Below are 17,435 nucleotides of genomic sequence, written 5' to 3'. Positions count from 1 at the left end.
GTGGTCTCACCGCAGTATCTTGTCCCGCCCGGGGTCGAACAGCGGTTCGTCGCTCACCGTAGCGTCGTACGTCTCGCCCTCACACTGGATCTGTACCGACGTTCCGGCGTCCGCGTACTCGCTCGGCAGGTACGTGTAGGCGATCGACTCTCCGACCGAGTAGCCGTAGCCGCCCGCCTGGACGTAGCCACGAGCGTCGCCGTCGGCGAAGACCGGGCGACCGCTCAGCATGATGTCGGTCGAGTCGTCGAGCGTCAGACAGGCCACCTGATTGTCGATACCCGTTTCCTTGGCTTCGGCGAGCGCTTCCTTTCCGATGAAGTTCGTGTCCAAATCGACGGCGAACGGGAGGCCAGCTTCGAGTGGGTTGACGTCCGTGTCGATGTCGGTCCCCCACAGCCGGAATCCCTTTTCGAGACGCATCGATTCGAGAGCGCCGTCGCCGATCGGTCTGACGTCGAGGTCGCTACCGGCCTCCCACAGCGTCTCCCAGAGCTTCCGACCGTACTCCGCGGGCGCCCACAGCTCCCAGCCGAGTTCGCCGACGTAGGAGACGCGCATCGCTATCGCCGGTACGTCGCCGACGAAGATGCGCTTGCAGCCGAAGTACGGGAAGCCGTCGTTGGAAACGTCGGCATCGGTGACGCGCTGGAGCAATAACCGGGATTTCGGCCCCCACAACCCGACGGTACACTTCGCCGACTCCTCGACGGTGACCGAGACGGTGTCGGGAGCGTGACGTTCGATCCACGATCCGTGGATGCCGGGCGAGTTGCCACCGCCGGTCGTCACCATGTACTCGTCCTCGCCGAGACGAGCCACGGTCAGGTCAGCGAGTACGTTGCCACCCTCGTTCAGCATCGTGGTGTAGCGAACCCGGCCGACGCCGACGTCCATGTCGTTGCTACAGATCCGCTGGAGGAACGCTCCGGCGTCCTCCCCCTCTATCATGATCGAACTAAACGACGTCATGTCGTACATCGAGACGCTCTCTCGGGTGTGAAGATGTTCGGCGCCCTCGATGGGGGAGCGGTTGATGTCCTGCCAGCCTTCTTGCTCTGGAATCTGGTCCTCGTACTTCGAGACCAGGTCCTCGTTGGAGCCGAACCACTGTGCTGTCTCCCACCCGCCGCTCTGGTAGAACTCCGCGTCGAGTTCCGCCTGCTGCTGGTGGAAGGGGCTCTCTCGCAGTCCCCGGTGTTCGCTGGGCTGGAAGCGAGGCTCGACGATGCTGTACACCTGCTGGTACCGCAAACCGCCACGGTCCATGAAGTACTGCTTGTTGCCGGCGTGGGGTTCGAACCGGGCGACGTGAATCGAGCCCGTGTCCACGGGTCCCGAGGGCAGCCGTGGGACTCCGTTCTCCATCCACTCCGCGAGAATCCTGCCGTAGCCGCCCGAGTGCGTCCACCAGATCGCCAGTCCAGTCCACAGTCCGTCTATCTGTGGCGTCTCCCCGACGACGGGCATTCCGTCCGGTGTGTAGACGAAGATACCGTTCTCGGTGACGCGGAAGTCCTTGTCCTGCGTGGCGGGGAGGAGTTCGTCGAACGCCTGCTTGGCCGACTTCTCCCTGTTCGGGTGCGTGGGCTTCGTCCAGTGTTTCTCCGTGAAGCTGTGAACCGACGCCTGGCTCTCGTCGCTGTTTTTCCCCATCTCGTCCGGGTCGACCACCAGCGGTTCGTGGTTGTACGACCCGAGCCCGTACCCGTCACCGTGGGTTCGGAAGTACAGCGAGTGGTCCTGGTCGCGACCGACGGGTCGGTCCGGTGCTTGCGCCATGAACTCCGTGATATTCCGATCGCCGGGCACATCGAGACCGGCCGTAGCATCGCCAGGTGTCGAGTCGCCTCCCTGCAGTTCCTCCATCGGCTCAGTGACGACGTACTGGTGCTCGACGGGAGCGATCGGGAGGTCGAGTCCGACCATCTGTCCGGTCTGATACGCCCAGTTGTTCGTCGCGAGGACGCACCGGTCACACTCGATTCGCCCGCGATTCGTCTCCACTGCCTGTATTTCGCCGCCGGAGACCTCGATATCCGTCACCTCGGTGTGTCCGTAGAAGTCGGCCGACGACTGCTCGATGTACCACTGGAGGGCATCAGTGCCGGATACCCGGCCGTCGGTCGGGGAGTAGTACCCACCGAGAATCTCGTCTTCGTCGAGGAGCGGGAGATGCTCTGTGACTTCCTCCGGTTCGAGCAGTTGTGGCTCCGGTAACCCGTACGACGTCGCCCACTCGACGCGACGTTGGAGGAAATCCATTCGCTCCTCGGATCGGGCGACTTCGATACCGCCGACTTCGTCGTACACACCGGCGTCTTTCAGTAGCCGGCTCGTGTAGTGCGCCGTTTTCGTCTGGATTTTCGACGGCGACGTCTGGAACATGATTCCCGGCGCGTGCGTCGACGACCCTCCGGTGACCGGGAGTGGCCCCTGGTCAAGGGCGACGACGTCGTCTGCGCCGAGTTCGGTCAAGTGGTACGCGACGCTACAACCGACAGCACCCGCGCCGATGACGACCGTCTCGGCGCGCCCTGGAACGCTATCCGTGCTCATATAACACACCTCAATCGTCCGGTCCGTCTCATAAGTGCAACGGTCTTTTTAAACGAAACGACGGAAACGCCGTTCAGAGGAGGGTAGTAGCCGAAAATCCACTAATCATATGCTCCCTTACACACGAACCACAAGATGACACTCTTGAGTCACGTTCCGTTGCACGAAGGCGAGGAGAAAGCCTACGACTGAAGTCGTGGGAGTAGTCACGGTCGTCAGAGCCGAACGCGGTCAGGGGAGAGTGACGTCGACACCAGTTTGCAGGCCCGCCGCCTTGACCGTGTTATACAGCAGCATCGCTATCGTCAGCGGGCCGACGCCGCCGGGAACGGGCGTGATGGCCGAGGCTTTCTGCTTGGCCGACTCGAACTCGACGTCGCCGACGATCTCGTACCCTCTCTCGTTGTCTGCGTCGACGCGGCTGACGCCCACGTCCACGACGACGGTGTCTTCCGACAGCATCGTTCCGTCAACGAGTTCTGGCACGCCGGCTGCCGCGATGACGACGTCCGCGTTCTTCGTCTTCTCCGCGAGGTCCGTCGTCCGGGAGTGACAAACGGTGACCGTCGCGTTGCCCATCGGGGCCTTCTGGATGAGGAGGTTCATCATCGGCTTCCCAACGATATCGGACCGGCCGACGACGATGACGTCTTTCCCCTCCGTCTCGACGTCCGTCGCAGCGAGTAGCTTCTGGACTCCGTGGGGCGTACACGGCTTGAATCGAGGATTTCCTGCCACGAGTCTGCCGACGTTTTCCGGATGGAACCCGTCGACGTCCTTCATCGGGTCGATTCGTTCGAGAACGGCCTGCTCGTCGACGTGGTCCGGGACTGGCATCTGTACGAGAATCCCGTGAACGCCCGGATTCTCGTTCAATGCATCGATTCGGTCCATCAGTACGTCCGACGACGTATCCGGGTCGATTTCGTGGTGATAGCTCTCGATCCCGATCTCGTCACAGGCCTGCTGTTTCATCGAAACGTACGTCTCGCTCGCACCGTCGTCGCTCATCAGGACCGTCGCCAGTCCGGGCGTAACACCCTGCTGTTCGAGCGTATCGACGCGTCCTTCCAGTTCGTTCCTGATTCGATTTCCGACTTCGTTTCCGTCGATAATTCGAGTCATGTTCTGAAAGTCGAGTACAGTTCCGCGAGCCCGGGAGCTGTAGTCGAGTGTCGGCCCATCGTGCCACTGACGAGCAGTTGCTCGTCGAGTTACAGCCGTTGCTCGGCCACAGTCGACAGCTGGCGCTGTTCCCGCTCGCAGCGTCGCAATTGGTAACGTTTCACGGTGGACTAATTAATCTAGGGTGTTCAACCACAGCGGGACGAGAGCGATACAGCCTGCTCCGCCAGTGCGACGTCCCAAACGAAGGCGGCGATACGTTTGAGGCCGCGCCGTCGGTTCTCCCGGCCGGGTTCGGAACGTCGATGCAGCGGCGTGTACCGAGAGGAGAGCTTCTTCGCTCAGGACACCAGCGGCTCTTCTCGCACGGTCGCCGCGTACCGGTCGCCTTCGTACAGAATCTCTACCTTCGTGCCAGGCTCGGCGTATTCCGGTGGGAGATACGTGTACGCGACACAGGCACCAACGCTGTATCCGTACTCCGCGCTGTGGAGATATCCGATGGTCTCGTCGCCATCGAGCACCGGTCGATGGGCCAGCACTGTCGCGTCCTCATCGTTGAGGGTCAGGCAGGCGACCTTGTGCTCGATGTTATCGCCGTTGGCCGCCGCAGCGACGGCTGGCTTACCGATGAAGTCAGTGTCGAGATCGACGGCCCAACCGAGTCCTGCCTCGTAGGGATTGTGTTCCGTATGGAGGTCTTCTCCCCACAGCCGGAATCCTTTCTCGATACGGAGCGCGTCGAGCGCCCCGTTACCGTACGGCCGAATGTCGTACTCCTCGCCGGCCTCCATGACGTGCTCCCAGAGCTGTTCGCCGTACTCGGAGGGGGTGTACAGTTCCCAGCCGAGCTCGCCCGCGTAGGACACGCGAAGCGCCGTGACGGGTACGTTCTTGACGAAAAACTGCTGGCTCGTGAAGAACGGGAACGCCTCATCCGAGAGGTCGACGTCGGTCACCTTCGAAAGCACCTTCCGGGCGTTCGGACCGGTACAAACCATCGCTGCGAGGCTGGAAGTGACGTCGTTGACGACCACGTCATCGGGCGACTGCTCGCGTACCCACGCAACGTGATTGTTCCCGACTTCACGTCCGGTCGTCAACAGGAGATAGCGGTCGTCGTCGGTCCGTGTGACGGTAATGTCCGCACGGACGCCGCCCCCCTCGTTGCACATCAGGGTGTAACGAACGTCGCCCACGTCAATGTCCATGTCGTTCGTACAGAGGTACTGGATGAACTCGCCGGCGTCGCTCCCGACGACCTCCATCTTGTTGAAGGAGGTCATATCGTGGAGGCCGACGTTGTTGCGGACGTTCAGTGTCTCCGCACCCTCGATTGGCGACCAGTACTTACCCTCCCAGCCGTCTCGCTCGGGAATCTGGTCGCCGTACTCGGCCAACAGATCGGCGTTGGATTCGTACCACTGTGGCTCCTCCCAGCCGGCCTCGGCCCACAGTTCGGCGTCGAGGTCCTCGTGAGCGTGGTACATCGGTGTACGCCGGATATCGCGCTGCTTGTCCGTCCACACCCATTTGGGATGAACGATGTTGTAGACGATACGGTACTCTTCGCCGCCGATGTCACGGGCGAAGTCCCAGCTTCCCTCGTGGGCGTCGAACCTGTTGACGTTCGCGTGCGAGAGGTCGATGCGCTCGTCGTCCAACCGTGGAACGCCAGTCTCCATCCACTCGGCGAGAGCCTTCGCTGCCCCGCCGGCGTGAGTAACCCAGATGCCTGCAGCGACCCAGAGTCCGTCGTACCCCTGAACAGGCCCCATTGCGGGCAGGCCGTTCGGCGTCTCGGCGAACATCCCGTTGTACTTGTGTTCGAGCTCCGCACCCTCGGTAGCGGGCAGGAGTTCGTCGCTAGCTTGCCGGGGGGACTTGTCCGGCCGGTCGGGATGGGTCGCGTTGTTCATGTGGTAGTCCGTGAACTCGTGGACCGATCCCTGCTCGCCGTCCGGATCGTTGCCGCCGAGGTCCTCCGGGTCGGGGACGATTGGCTCGTGGTTGTACGAACCGATTCCGTAGGCGTCACCGTGGGTCCTGAAGTACAGCGCGTTATCCTGGTCGCGCAGAATCGGACGGTCAGGTCCGACGAGGAGGCGTTTTGCTTTCTCGCCGGAGACGTTCTGGTAATTTTCGAACAGCGGATGGTCGGTGATGTCCGATGCGTTGTCAGCTAGTTCGTCGAGCGACTCGGTCATCGTGTACTGGTGTTCGACCGGCGTCACCGGGAGGTGGACGTCCAACTTCTCGCCTAGCTGTCGCGCCCAGATATTCGTCGCAATCACGACTTCGTTGCACTCGACCGTCCCGTTCTCGGTGACTACGGTCTGGACCTCATCACGGTCCGTATCGACGTCTTCTATTCGGGTGTGGGGAACGAACTTCGCGCCGTTGTCCATCGCTTTCCGGGCCAGCGCGTCGCAGGCGACGACGCCGGAGACCTGTCCGTCGGTCGGCGAGTAGTATCCGCCTTTGATAACGTCGCTGTTAACGAGTGGTAGCTTCTCCTCGACTTCTTCGGGTGAGAGAATCTGTGGATCCGGAATTCCCCAGGATTTCCCCCATTCGACGCGCCGCTGCAGGTAGTCCATCCGTTCGTCGGTTCGGGCGACTTCTATCCCTCCGACCTCATTGTACGCCTGCGCTCCGTCTTGGCCTTCGAGATCCGAGTAGAGGTTCCGACTGTAGCGTGCGAACTTGGAGAGAATCTTCGGTTCGTCCGTCTGGAACATGATTCCCGGGGCGTGCGTCGACGACCCGCCGGTCGTCGGCATCGGTCCCTGGTCGACGACGACCACGTCGTCTCTCCCGAGCTCCGTCAGCTGGTACGCGACGTTACATCCGACGATGCCGGCACCCACGATAACCGTGTCTGCTTCTCTCGGCAGACTCTGGTCCGCGTTCATAGATAACGATGGGTAATCCAGGGTGGGTACAAATATAATTATCGCCGAGCGCTCTCATACAATCAAAACATACGGAATAAAACACGTCGAGTTTCCCGTCCTCGCCTACGTCGGAGGTCTGGACAGACCAGTGACGGTGGCCGGCCCGAACGACGAGAAATAACAGTGATATCACTGTGAAGGAAGACAGTCAGCGAGTCGTCTCGCAACGGTCCACTCAACGAGCAATCGACGAACAGAAGTTCTCGACCATCTGCTCGCCTGCATCGGTGAGGATACTCTCGGGATGAAACTGTACGCCAACGTGTGGGCGTTCCGTGTGCCGGACGCCCATGACGATTCCACGCTCGTCGTCAGTTCTCGCGGACTCCACGAGACACGGTGGCAGCGACCCTCGGTCGACCGTGAGCGAGTGATACCGCCCCACCTCGAACGGCTCGAGGAGGCCGGCGTATAATCCGGCACCGTCGTGGCGTACCTCGGACGGTTTCCCGTGGACGACGTCGGGCGCGTGACCGACTGAAGCGCCGTGGGCGGCGCACAGTGCCTGATGACCGAGACACACGCCCAACGCGGGGTATTCCGTCTTCGCGAACACGGGAACCGACACGCCCGCTTCCCGGGGTGTACCCGGCCCGGGTGAAACGACGATACCGTCCGGGTCGAGTCTCCGGATCGTCTCGACGTCGACTTCGTCGTTTCGCCGGACGTCGACGGAGGCGAACTCGCCGACGTACTGGACGAGGTTGTACACGAACGAGTCATAGTTGTCGATTACCAGTATCATCGTGCGTCTCCTCTCGCGTTCGACGACGTTTCGACGGCGAACGCGGCCCGTTCACCGAGTGCTTCGTCGACAGCAGTGACGAGCGCCCGCGCTTTGTCCAGCGTTTCGTCGTACTCACGGTCTGGGTCGGAGTCGTCTACGATTCCCGCGCCCACGCGAATGTGGTACTCGTCCTGGTATCGAACGAGCGTTCTAATGATGATGTTGAGCGTTGCTCGGTCGTCGAACCCGAACACACCGATGCTGCCGGTGTACGGTCCCCGTCGGGTCGACTCGACTTCGTCGATGATCTCCATCGTCCGGGGTTTCGGTGCGCCGGTAATCGTTCCTCCCGGAAACATCGCCGCGACTGCGTCGGCAAGTGTCGTATCATCCCGTCGCGTTCCGCGTACGAGAGAAACCAGATGCATGACCTCCGAGTAGCGATCCACGCGCCTGTACTCCTCGACGTCGACAGATCCGTACTCGCTTACTTTGCCGAGGTCGTTACGTTCGAGATCGACGAGCATGGCGTGTTCGGCGTGTTCTTTCTCGTCGTCGCGGAGGTCCTCCTCTAGGGATCGATCCTCCTCGGCCGTGTCGCCCCGTGGACGAGTTCCGGCAATCGGTTCCGTGGTGAGGTCGTCTCCCTGGACTTCGAGCAGGAGTTCGGGGCTGGCACTCACGAGGTCGACGCCCGGAAACTCCAGCAATCCAGAGTAGGGCGCGGGGTTCACACGTCGAACGGCATCGAACACGTCGATAGGGTGGGCTGCGGCGGGCGCGACCAGCCTGTGGGAGACGTTCGCCTGGAACGTATCGCCGTCACGAACGTACCCTTTGACGGCGCGGACGCGGTCCGCGAACGCCTCTCTGCTGCACTCGCTTTCGAACGTAGCACGGTTCGTCGTTGTCGGCGGAGCGTACGCTTCCTCGGTTCCGTCCGCTGCGATTCGTGCGAGAGCGCGAGCGTTCTCCCGGCCTCGCTCGTACGCAGCAGCGGGGTCGTCGACGCGCGGACACGCCGTGACGTGTAGCGTGACCGATTCTGCGTCTCGGGGCTCTCGCCACGCGGCGACGCGATCGAAAACGCCGAGTTGCAGACGCGGTAGCGCTCGCTCGTTCTCGGTCGCGTCCGGCAGATCCTCGAGTTCTCGGGCGATATCGTAGGACAACCACCCGAACGCGCCGCAGGGGTACGGAACCGTACAGTCCCCGCGGACCAACTGCTCGCGGTCGAGCAAGGCGTCGATGGCGGCTAGCGACGGACTCGGCTCGTCTCGGGACGTGTTGTCGGCGGTGACGTGAATCCGTTCGATCGGGGAGAGGCCGAAGTACCCCCATCCGGACTGGCCGCCGGTCGTCTCCAGGTAGAACCCCTCTCCGCCGTCGCGAGCGCGACGGTACGCTGTGAACGGATCGGAAACGGTGACGCGAACCTCGACCGGGACCCGCGCCCTGGCCGGTGCGGCCCTGGCGGTCGCGAGAAACGACGCTCTGTCCGTAACGACGTTCGGTTCGTTCAGGTCGCTCATGTGCGTGTCGCCTCCACGGGAGACTCGACTGTGTCCCGAAGTGGTGTACGGAGAGAGGGAGAAGGGGATGAAAAAAGTTGGGCCGGGCGCTGGTACAGGGCATCTCGCTGTCGCGCGGGACTCGCGTCCGCAGAAGGGGGTATTTGAATATGTGGATGATTCATGATGTACCTATATCCTCTCCAAGGGGCTGGGTGGAAGCAGATAGTTACCATGGGAATCAGCACCTCGTTTGATAGACTATCTCAAGCACTCGAGTGCTACGAATCGGCGCACGCTGAGATACAGCGCGTAGAGGCGGCCCGCCCCGACGAGTCCGAGTCAAACGAGGAGCTGCGCGCGACCGTCGATATCGCCGTTCCGTTGTGTTCGGCACTAAGCGGCGAAGCGGCGGACGACCCGTCTCCGACGATGGCGCGGATTCAGGATGACGGTGGACTGCAGGTCGATTTTCCAGCGTCGGCGCTTCCGACGGCGGACCGAATCGACGACGACCGAGTGTCAGTCGAAGGCGAGAGCGCTCGCGTCGAAGACGGGACGATTCTCGTAACGTCCGTGGTGTCCGTCGCCGCAGATGACCGGACGAGACGACCACGGACCGCAGAGAGAGGAGCGACGCAGCGAAACGAGGGCGGTGACCCCACGGCATCGGACGAGCGAACGGACGTCGTCGAAGAACCGGCGGACGAACGAACGGAGGACGTCCACCGTGAGTCCGGACGGGACACCGCCATCGAGGAGCGGACGGAGCAGGAGCGCGAGGTGGAGATTGCGCGAAACGAGGAGCTCCCGCCGTACGAAGATACCGAATACCTGCGAAAAATCTACGAATCCTGCGACACGTTCGTCGAGATGGCCGACGTCATCAAGATGGACGTGGCGGCAGAGACGGTGCGGCGCTACATGACCGAAGCGGACGTACACGAACCGAGTTCCTACGACACCGTCTCCAGTTCCGACGACGAGGACGTCGCCCCACCGGAGCGAGACGATCGCGACGACTCGTTGTCGCCGGACGAGAACGCCGCAGAAGCGACGGAGACGGGCTCCGAATCGTCCCCCGTTGACCGACGGCCGGATGAAACGGCGGCAGGGATGGAGATGGGCGTAGACGACCCTGTCGAGGATATCGCCAACCGGCCGGTCGTCGCCGACGGGATCGGACTCCCGGACGGGCTGACTGTTCAACAACTGGCCGACGCGGTCGAATCTTCGCGAACGCTACACGAGGTCAAGCGCAAACTGGACATCGAACGGGACCAGGCGCAGCAACTGCTGGAGCGCCTGAACCTGCTGGACCTCGTCGTCGCTCGACTGTCGGAGCGGGGCAACCGTAGAATCTCGCGGGCCGAAATCGCCGATCGTATCCGCCAGAGCGTCACGGATACGCCGTGAACCGATTCGAGGTCAAGTCTCGAGGCGCTCGGCCTGTCTCACCCGTAGACGCGGGTCGAGGCGGCCCATCTCGTGTGCACCGATAGTTTGGAGCGTTTGGCCCGCTATTGCTGCGTTCGTACTGTGCAGTCTCGTCGTCGCAGTTCGTCGCTCGTCGGAGTCCGCGTTTCGCACGGGTTCGGTCCTGAACCAGGAACTGTCGAGCCCCGGCCGAAATGCGTGAAAACGAGAGCGAAACGCGCCGAACGTCAGACCACGGCGAGGTGGTCGTCCTGTGGTTCGTACAGTCCGCCGTCCATCCGTCGTTCGTGGATTTCGTCTAGGGTCGCTGCGAGCGACAGACCGCGATCGCTCATCACCGCCGCGACGACGCCGATGGGGACGCCGTTTCGGTACTGCTCCTGCAGTTGTCTGATGACTGGTTCGATCTCGTCACCGTCGATGTCGTCCACGAAGCTCGTTTCCGCCTGCTCTATCTCGACGTCGTGGCCGGTGACGCTGCTGTGCCTCCGATACATTTCTACGATTTCGTTCGGAGTGTCGGTCTCCATCTGGACGTCACACTCCGGGCAAGAAACGGCGTAGAATGCCTGTGTTTGGTGGGTCATGATTGGTGTGATTCGTGTGAAAACGATGCCTGCGTTTCTGGGGAAGACTGTGGAGTCGTTCTATCGCGCTACTACGAATTGTACGCTTCCTGTGCGAGCTGGTGGAACCGGTGGACGGTGTGTTCGTTTGGCCCGAGCTGTGCCTGTGCGAGCGCGCCAGTCTTCAGGCCCTGCCACTGGCGCTCGACCAGTTCGAAGTCCTCCTCTTGGAGCTGCCGACTCGTCCGGATGAACTCCTCGTCCTCTTCGGAGAGGTCGGCGTCCTTGAAGTAGTAGTCGGCGATGAGTTGGAAGCGTCCCTTGTCGATGGGGTCGATGATGTAGGTACCGTAGCCGTCGGCGGTCCCGTACATGTTGACCGTGAAGTTCGGCCAGAAGTAGTAGAACTGGGCCTCGTGCTCGTCGTGAATCCGCATCTCGTCGTCGACGTCCTCTTTGTGGGTGTAATGAAGTATCCAGTGGTAGTCGTTGACCTCGAGTTCCGACTCGGCGAGCTGGAGACCCTTGACCCAGTCTTGGTGGTTCGCCTGGCAGTGGTCGCACTCGGAGTAGTTGCTGCTGAACACCTTCCAGTTGCACTCGACTTCCGAGACGATCCGGCGAGCGTGTTCGTACTCGCTGAGCGGTAACGCTTCGAGGTCCTCCTTCATCGACCCAGCCTGCTCTTCGAGCGGCATCGGGTCGTCGTCCAAGTTGACGAAGATGAACGGGCCGATGGTGTCGACGTGGACGTCGTTCAATCCGTTCTCCTTGGAATCGAACTCGTGCACCTCCTCGTCTTCGAGATCCGGGTTGAGAGTGGCCTCCTCGAAGCTCTTCGGCGTGCTCTGGAGGTTACCGTCGAGGTCGTACGTCCAGAGATGATACGGGCACTTGATGCGCTTCGCGTTCCCGGGATCGGTCATCGGCGTGTCCTCGACCATTTTCGACCCGCGGTGCGCGCAGACGTTGTCAAACGCCTTGACGTCGCCGTCGTGGTCCCGGACGATGATCAGTTGCCGTCCGCCGACCGTCCGAGTGAAGAACTCCCCGGGCTCCGAGATGCAGTTCGAGTGACCGGCGTAAATCCAGTACTGCCCGAACACCTTCTCTTTCTCCATCTCGAAGACGTCGGGGTCGGTGAAGTATTCGGCTGGCAGCGCGTTCGGTTTGTCCGTTATGTCCGCACTCACGGATTGGACTTCAGACTTATCCCACTGTGACATACACTCACAACCAACGCCCACTACACAAAAACGGTTCACCATTCATATTTAACATTCATATAAGATACCCCCTAGAGGGCGGTCACTCGTCGCGAGCTCCGTCACCCGACCATCTGTTCTCGTCGTCGACCGGTGCGACGGCGCGAGCCAGCTGCTCGTCCGTGTAGTCACGACTCTCCAGCTTCATACTCCGGAGTCGCCACCGGCGACTCAGTTCCGGTTCCTGTTCGGGGCCGACCCGGGCTCCGTGAGTCCTGAAGAAGGCGCCGCCGCGGCCGCGCTTCTTTCCCTCGTACGTGTGCTGGTCGAACGCGACGTCGTACTTCCCGCCCGGTTCGAGGTCGTCGGCCGGGTGGTCGAAGCGCGGTTCCCGACCCTCCTCGCGTGCGGTGGCCCGTTCGGTTGAGAGTTCGTCGAAGTAATCGTCCGCGTGTGCAGACTCGCGCGAGGAGGGCGCCCTGGCCGCTGCCAGCGCGGCGTGCACCGCACACAGTCGCCCCCGCCAGGAGTCCTCCGACCAGCGCTCGCGCGCCAGTTCCTCGTAGCGACTGATCGTGAGCGCCACTTCGTGACCGGCGCGCAGGTCCTCGACGACGTACAGGTTGACTCGATCCCAGAAGTTCCACGCGTAGCCCGACCGCACGAGTTCCCAGGCGGCCCACGCTGCGGTCTCCTCGTCCGAACGTCTGACCGCCTTCTGGAGCAGACTGGAGACGGCATACCGGTTCGCCCCGGACTTCGTCTCGTTCTCGCCGCGTTCGTCGCCGAAGTCGTTCGTCGCCGCGTCCTCCTCGTCGCCTCCCTCGTTGGTCGTGTCATTGGTCCGCAACTCCCCGTCGGATCCGAACGTGGCCTGTTTTCGGTCGTCCATACGGACCTCTCGCGTCTAACGAGTGAAATAGATAGGCAAATCGAGCGTCGACGAGGGTACGAATACCGGCGACCGACATAGCAGCGACGGCTGTCACCATCGCAACCGGCCGTCGTCGCCGTCATCCGCGAATCACTCAAGAAGCCAGGCCTGACGTTGCCTCCCTCACCCCGACTCTTAAAGGGACTGTATATGCCCCACCAACGTTCACCAGTGGTACGTGTGAGTAAAGGGCATATGCGAGTCGGGAAAACCGTCGAGGGTTTCCTCGAAGAGTTAGATACCGGTGTGTTCACCGTTGGATTCGGCGTATCACTAATCGCGATCGTCGTCTTCTTCCTCAATCCCGAAGCGTCGGCGAAAGCGATGGGAGCGGTCAACGAGTACCTCTGGACCGAATTCATGTGGGTGTACGTGTTCTCGATGTTCCTCATGGTCGCGTTCTCGCTGTGGTTGATGCTCGGACCCTGGGGCGATATCAAACTCGGCGGGCCGGACGAATCGCCGGAGTTCAGCACCTCCGCGTTCTTCTCCATGATGTTCTCGGCGGGCATCGCCGCGGGCATCGTCTTCTGGGGACCGGCCGAGGCCATCTTCCACTACGACACCGTCCCCCCGCTCGTCGGTGCGGAATCGCAGTCCCAGTCTGCTGCAGTTGGTGCAATCCAGTACACGCTGTTTCACTGGGGAATTTCGTACTGGGTCCCGTACCTCGTCATCGCACTTCCGATCGCGTTCTACGCACACCGGCGGGACGCACCGATGCGCGTTTCGACGCTGCTCGCGCCGTTCCTCGGAATCGATAATCTAGATAACGCACTGGCGAAAGTCGTCGACATCCTGGCCGTGTTCGCGACCATCGGCGGCATCGCGACCACGCTCGGATTCGTCGGCAGCCAGTTCCTGTCTGGCCTCGAATACAACTACGGCGTGACTCTCGGCGACGGCGGCACCATCCTCGTTATCACGGGAATGACCATCGGATTCACTATCTCGGTCGTCCTCGGCGTCAAGCGAGGTATCCGGAAGATTTCGCTGTTCAACATGTACACCTTCGCGCTGCTGTGTCTCGCGACGTTTCTGCTCGGACCGACGAACTACATCATGAACACCGGGCTACAAGCCGTCGGCAAGTACATGAACGAGTTCCTCTGGATGAGCCTCTATACGAACGCCACGGGTACCGGCGAATGGGTCGGTAACTGGACGGTATTTTACTGGGCGTGGGTGTTCTCGTGGGCACCGTTTGGCGGGTTGTTCGTTGCGCGCATCTCCCGTGGCAGAACCATCCGTCAGGTAACCGCTACGGCCTTGGTCGGTGCGACCGTCGCCACAGTACCGTGGTTTCTGACCATGGGCGGGACAGCCATCTATCTCGAACGCACCGGCGCAGCGCCGATGCTACAGGCGATCTCGAACCAGGGCGTTGCCGTCTCTGGTTTCCCACTGTTCGCCAATCTACCGTTGGGTTCGCTGCTGTCACTGGTATTCATGCTACTCGTGATGACGTTCTTCGTCACCTCCGCGGACTCCTCGACGCTGGCACTCGGCATGCTCACGACCGGCGGCAAAGAGCACCCCTCCACCGTCAACCGCGTCCTCTGGGGCGGGCTGATGGGCGGTTTAGCGTCGCTACTCATCGTCGGTGGGGGTATCGATGCGCTGCGCTCCTCCGCCATTATCACCGGCGGTCCGTTCGCCGTCATCGGCGTCGTCGCCATCGTCGGTATGTGCCTCGAGTTCCAGCGCCTCAGGCCAGTACTAGAGACGGACGCCGACCAACCCTCGACCGCGAGTGGTGATCGGTCGTCGATGGTAACCGCGAACGCAGACGACGATTGAAGCCGCCGTAGCGACTGTCTTCGGCTCGTTCGACGATCACCATTTGGGGTCCTCTCTCCAGCTACGTCGACTCCAATCGCGATTTGCCAGAAACAAGGACAGCGAACCATGCGGTTCGAGACGCCTCCCGCGTCCCGGATTCCGACCGACCCGAGGAGTCTACTCCTTTTTGTAAACCTCTTCACGGAGGTCCGACCACGGTTCGTGGAACCCGTGGGTAGCGTCGCTCGAGCCGATAGCCGTCTGGTAGACGTCGTCGTACTCCAAGAGCGCTGTCCAACCATCGTGGAAATTAAAGCTACAATACTGGCACATATAACAACGTACCATAGTGACGGTCATAACCGTTCGGGTCGATTGAGATTGGTTGCCGGAAACACCCGAGAACGAGGCGGTAGGACCCCTGTGTCTGTTCGAATCGATTGGTACGGAAGTACCTGGAGAAACCCTCACCTTCAGGGCGGAGAGGATGTCACGGCTCCAGGAGTACCTTGGTGACGCCTTCCTCGCGATTATCGAATCGCTCGTACATCTCCGGAGCCTCCTCCAGATCGACGCGGTGAGAGACGATCCAGCTCGGGTCGGCACGCCCTTCGATGATGAGGTCTCGAAGTTCCCGGTTGTACTCCTTGACGTTACACTGGCCGGTTCCGAGTCGCTGCCCCTTCTCGAACAGGAGGCCGAAGTCTATGCCGAGCCGTCCCTGTGCGGCGGACTCGTCCGGAGCGCCGGGGTCCTCCGGGACGTACAGGCCAGGAACTCCGAGTTCGCCGGTCGGCCTGACCGTCCGGATGAGATTGTTGAGGACGATGGCCGGATTCTCGCGGGCCGGGTCGTAGGCGTCGTCGGCTTCCTTGTCGGGGTCGACGGCTTGATAGCCGACAGCGTCGACACCTTTGTCGACACCGCCGCCGTGTATGTCCTTGATTTGTTCGACCGGATCTGCCTCCTCGAAGTCGATTGGCGTGGCGTCACAGTGCTCTTCCGCGAGGTCGAGACGGCTTTCGACGCGGTCGACGACGTAGATTTCGGAGGCCCCCCGTATTTTAGCACTGTAGGCAGCCATCAGGCCGACAGGGCCTGCTCCGTAGATGGCGACCGAATCGCCGGGTTCGAAATTCGCTAGTTCGAGTCCGTGCCATCCGGTCGGGAAGATGTCCGCCAGGAGTGCAAACGCGTCTTCGTGTTCGTCACCGGGCGGGAGTTTCAGGGCGTTGAAATCCGCGTACGGAATTCGGAGCTTCTCGGCTTGCCCGCCCTGGTAGGGGCCCATCGCAACGTACCCGTAGGCGCCGCCCGCGAATCCCGGGTTGACGTTCGTACAGAATCCGGTGTACCCCTCCTCGCAGTTTTCACAGAACCCACAGGCGACGTTGAACGGTGCGACGACGCGGTCGCCCTCCTCTAGGGTGGAGACGGCTTCGCCGACTTCTTTGACTGTCCCCATGTTCTCGTGGCCGAAGACGATGCCCGGTTCTGCGTTCGTCCGGCCTTCGTACATGTGGAGATCCGACCCACAGATTGCTGTCGTCGTGATGTCTATGACCACGTCGTTCGGATGTTCGATCTCCGGTTCTTCGACTTCTTCGACCCCGACGTCGTGGGGGCCTTGATAAACAACGGCGTTCATTCCCATGTGGAAACAACCCACTTACCAGTGCCCTTCCTTGCCACTTATCGCTTTGGACGAAACATAAAATATTTAAAATAATATATTTATATATATATGTATAAAATGCGCGATATAGTCAGTACCGACTCACGTGCGACCATCAAATTAAGCCAATCTATCGAGTGATTAATACGATACTGAGGCCTGCGAACGCGATTCCAGTAACTTTCGTTATCGTAACATCGTCTCCGAGAACGACCATACCGATGATGGCCGCTACGACGAAATACATGGCACCGAGAGTAGAGACCAATGTCGTTGACCCTCGGGAGAATCCGATGTACATCGAAATAAGGCCGGTTGCAGTGAACAGTCCAGCCGCCCCAGCAAGCAGCCCTCCTCTCGCAGTAACGGCGAGCGATGCATCTGAAACAACGATAAATCCAAGTGCTAGAAGACCCGCTACGAGATACGAGATCGCGGCAGCAGTCCTCGGATCAATGGACTCCGACGCAGCGTTGCCTAAGATTATCCAAATCCCCCATGACGTCATTGTAATCAAGCCGAACAAAATCCCTGAATCCATTTCAGTAAGCCCCATCAGTGAGAACCTCGCATCGCTATTTAAAGAAAACCCATGCTCATTATGACTGGTGTTTAAACACTCGCTGCTAAAGCATGAGTGTGCATTGGGCATTCATATACCGGATATGTTGACATGCGTGCGGAACCCGGAAATTCTTGCAGGATAGTTTTCATATACGTTTGCCACAGGTTCAGGAATACCATCGGAATCCGATAGGTGTTGTCTCGTTACGGTCGTACTTTAACTGAGCAGCTGATTCGCGGCGTCATTGGCTAATTGACATCCTCCTCCGCGTGAACGTGGAGGAATCCTGAGCGTTGGATATTTCAGGTTTTTAATCCCACCGAACCCCGGCACGGTGAGAATCTGTGAGGGGTTCACGGACGGTGGCAGGTGGGGCTACTGGGAGTGCCAAG

General features: G+C 60.9%; 12 protein-coding genes. 2 read left to right on the top strand and 10 right to left on the bottom strand.

Annotation, left to right across the window (positions count from 1 at the left end):
- Positions 1 to 6: 6 nt before the first annotated feature.
- From ACRYA2_RS24895 to pabB, 5 genes are all read right to left on the bottom strand, one after another.
- Entirely contained in the window at positions 7 to 2,559 is a 2,553-nt protein-coding gene (locus ACRYA2_RS24895; protein WP_433634185.1) for a GcvT family protein, read from the bottom strand.
- Between the two features lie 231 nt (positions 2,560 to 2,790).
- Positions 2,791 to 3,684: a tetrahydrofolate dehydrogenase/cyclohydrolase catalytic domain-containing protein gene (locus tag ACRYA2_RS24890; RefSeq protein WP_433634183.1), complete on the bottom strand. Its 894-nt coding sequence runs from the start codon at positions 3,682 to 3,684 to the stop codon at positions 2,791 to 2,793.
- A 341-nt stretch (positions 3,685 to 4,025) separates the two neighbouring features.
- Positions 4,026 to 6,599 carry a GcvT family protein gene (locus ACRYA2_RS24885; protein WP_433634181.1) on the bottom strand — a complete coding sequence of 858 codons (2,574 nt, stop codon included), beginning with the start codon at positions 6,597 to 6,599 and terminating at the stop codon, positions 4,026 to 4,028.
- A gap of 217 nt (positions 6,600 to 6,816) precedes the next feature.
- On the bottom strand, positions 6,817 to 7,386 hold the full coding sequence (locus ACRYA2_RS24880) for an anthranilate synthase component II (RefSeq protein ID WP_433634179.1): 570 nt from the start codon (positions 7,384 to 7,386) through the stop codon (positions 6,817 to 6,819).
- On the bottom strand, positions 7,383 to 8,900 hold the full coding sequence (pabB, locus tag ACRYA2_RS24875; protein WP_433634177.1) for an aminodeoxychorismate synthase, component I: 1,518 nt from the start codon (positions 8,898 to 8,900) through the stop codon (positions 7,383 to 7,385). Before pabB ends, ACRYA2_RS24880 begins: the two co-directional genes overlap by 4 nt.
- Before the next feature lie 213 nt (positions 8,901 to 9,113).
- Between pabB and ACRYA2_RS24870 the strand changes: the two genes are divergently transcribed.
- Positions 9,114 to 10,295: a DUF8073 domain-containing protein gene (locus ACRYA2_RS24870; protein ID WP_433634175.1), complete on the top strand. Its 1,182-nt coding sequence runs from the start codon at positions 9,114 to 9,116 to the stop codon at positions 10,293 to 10,295.
- A 248-nt stretch (positions 10,296 to 10,543) separates the two neighbouring features.
- Here the strand turns inward: ACRYA2_RS24870 and ACRYA2_RS24865 are convergent, their stop codons facing one another.
- From ACRYA2_RS24865 to ACRYA2_RS24855, 3 genes are all read right to left on the bottom strand, one after another.
- Positions 10,544 to 10,903 carry a hypothetical protein gene (locus ACRYA2_RS24865; protein ID WP_433634173.1) on the bottom strand — a complete coding sequence of 120 codons (360 nt, stop codon included), beginning with the start codon at positions 10,901 to 10,903 and terminating at the stop codon, positions 10,544 to 10,546.
- A 71-nt stretch (positions 10,904 to 10,974) separates the two neighbouring features.
- Positions 10,975 to 12,108, bottom strand: a complete 1,134-nt coding sequence (locus ACRYA2_RS24860) for an aromatic ring-hydroxylating oxygenase subunit alpha (RefSeq protein WP_433634171.1) — start codon at positions 12,106 to 12,108, stop codon at positions 10,975 to 10,977.
- 82 nt (positions 12,109 to 12,190) lie between these two features.
- Positions 12,191 to 12,979, bottom strand: a complete 789-nt coding sequence (locus tag ACRYA2_RS24855) for a hypothetical protein (protein WP_433634169.1) — start codon at positions 12,977 to 12,979, stop codon at positions 12,191 to 12,193.
- Positions 12,980 to 13,216: 237 nt separating this feature from the next.
- On the opposite strand from ACRYA2_RS24855, the gene ACRYA2_RS24850 reads away from it, so the two are divergent.
- Positions 13,217 to 14,821, top strand: a complete 1,605-nt coding sequence (locus tag ACRYA2_RS24850) for a BCCT family transporter (RefSeq protein WP_433634167.1) — start codon at positions 13,217 to 13,219, stop codon at positions 14,819 to 14,821.
- Between the two features lie 472 nt (positions 14,822 to 15,293).
- Here the strand turns inward: ACRYA2_RS24850 and ACRYA2_RS24845 are convergent, their stop codons facing one another.
- A complete protein-coding gene (locus tag ACRYA2_RS24845; RefSeq protein WP_433634268.1) occupies positions 15,294 to 16,451 on the bottom strand; it encodes a glutathione-independent formaldehyde dehydrogenase in 1,158 nt (385 codons plus the stop codon).
- Between the two features lie 157 nt (positions 16,452 to 16,608).
- Positions 16,609 to 17,034, bottom strand: a complete 426-nt coding sequence (locus ACRYA2_RS24840; RefSeq protein ID WP_433634165.1) for an EamA family transporter — start codon at positions 17,032 to 17,034, stop codon at positions 16,609 to 16,611.
- Positions 17,035 to 17,435 lie beyond the last annotated feature (401 nt).

This window comes from Halomicrococcus pelagicus (assembly GCF_050954125.1).
The sequence above is the reverse complement of the archived record's forward strand: the minus strand, read 5'-3'. Positions and strand labels throughout refer to the sequence as shown.

Bases quoted from the DNA above. Each gene is read 5' to 3' on its own strand.
- ACRYA2_RS24895 (WP_433634185.1), bottom strand. From the start codon at position 2,559: ATGAGCACGGATAGCGTTCCAGGGCGCGCCGAGACGGTCGTCATCGGC.
- ACRYA2_RS24890 (WP_433634183.1), bottom strand. From the start codon at position 3,684: ATGACTCGAATTATCGACGGAAACGAAGTCGGAAATCGAATCAGGAAC.
- ACRYA2_RS24885 (WP_433634181.1), bottom strand. From the start codon at position 6,599: ATGAACGCGGACCAGAGTCTGCCGAGAGAAGCAGACACGGTTATCGTG.
- ACRYA2_RS24880 (WP_433634179.1), bottom strand. From the start codon at position 7,386: ATGATACTGGTAATCGACAACTATGACTCGTTCGTGTACAACCTCGTC.
- pabB (WP_433634177.1), bottom strand. From the start codon at position 8,900: ATGAGCGACCTGAACGAACCGAACGTCGTTACGGACAGAGCGTCGTTT.
- ACRYA2_RS24870 (WP_433634175.1), top strand. From the start codon at position 9,114: ATGGGAATCAGCACCTCGTTTGATAGACTATCTCAAGCACTCGAGTGC.
- ACRYA2_RS24865 (WP_433634173.1), bottom strand. From the start codon at position 10,903: ATGACCCACCAAACACAGGCATTCTACGCCGTTTCTTGCCCGGAGTGT.
- ACRYA2_RS24860 (WP_433634171.1), bottom strand. From the start codon at position 12,108: ATGTCACAGTGGGATAAGTCTGAAGTCCAATCCGTGAGTGCGGACATA.
- ACRYA2_RS24855 (WP_433634169.1), bottom strand. From the start codon at position 12,979: ATGGACGACCGAAAACAGGCCACGTTCGGATCCGACGGGGAGTTGCGG.
- ACRYA2_RS24850 (WP_433634167.1), top strand. From the start codon at position 13,217: ATGCGAGTCGGGAAAACCGTCGAGGGTTTCCTCGAAGAGTTAGATACC.
- ACRYA2_RS24845 (WP_433634268.1), bottom strand. From the start codon at position 16,451: ATGAACGCCGTTGTTTATCAAGGCCCCCACGACGTCGGGGTCGAAGAA.
- ACRYA2_RS24840 (WP_433634165.1), bottom strand. From the start codon at position 17,034: ATGGGGCTTACTGAAATGGATTCAGGGATTTTGTTCGGCTTGATTACA.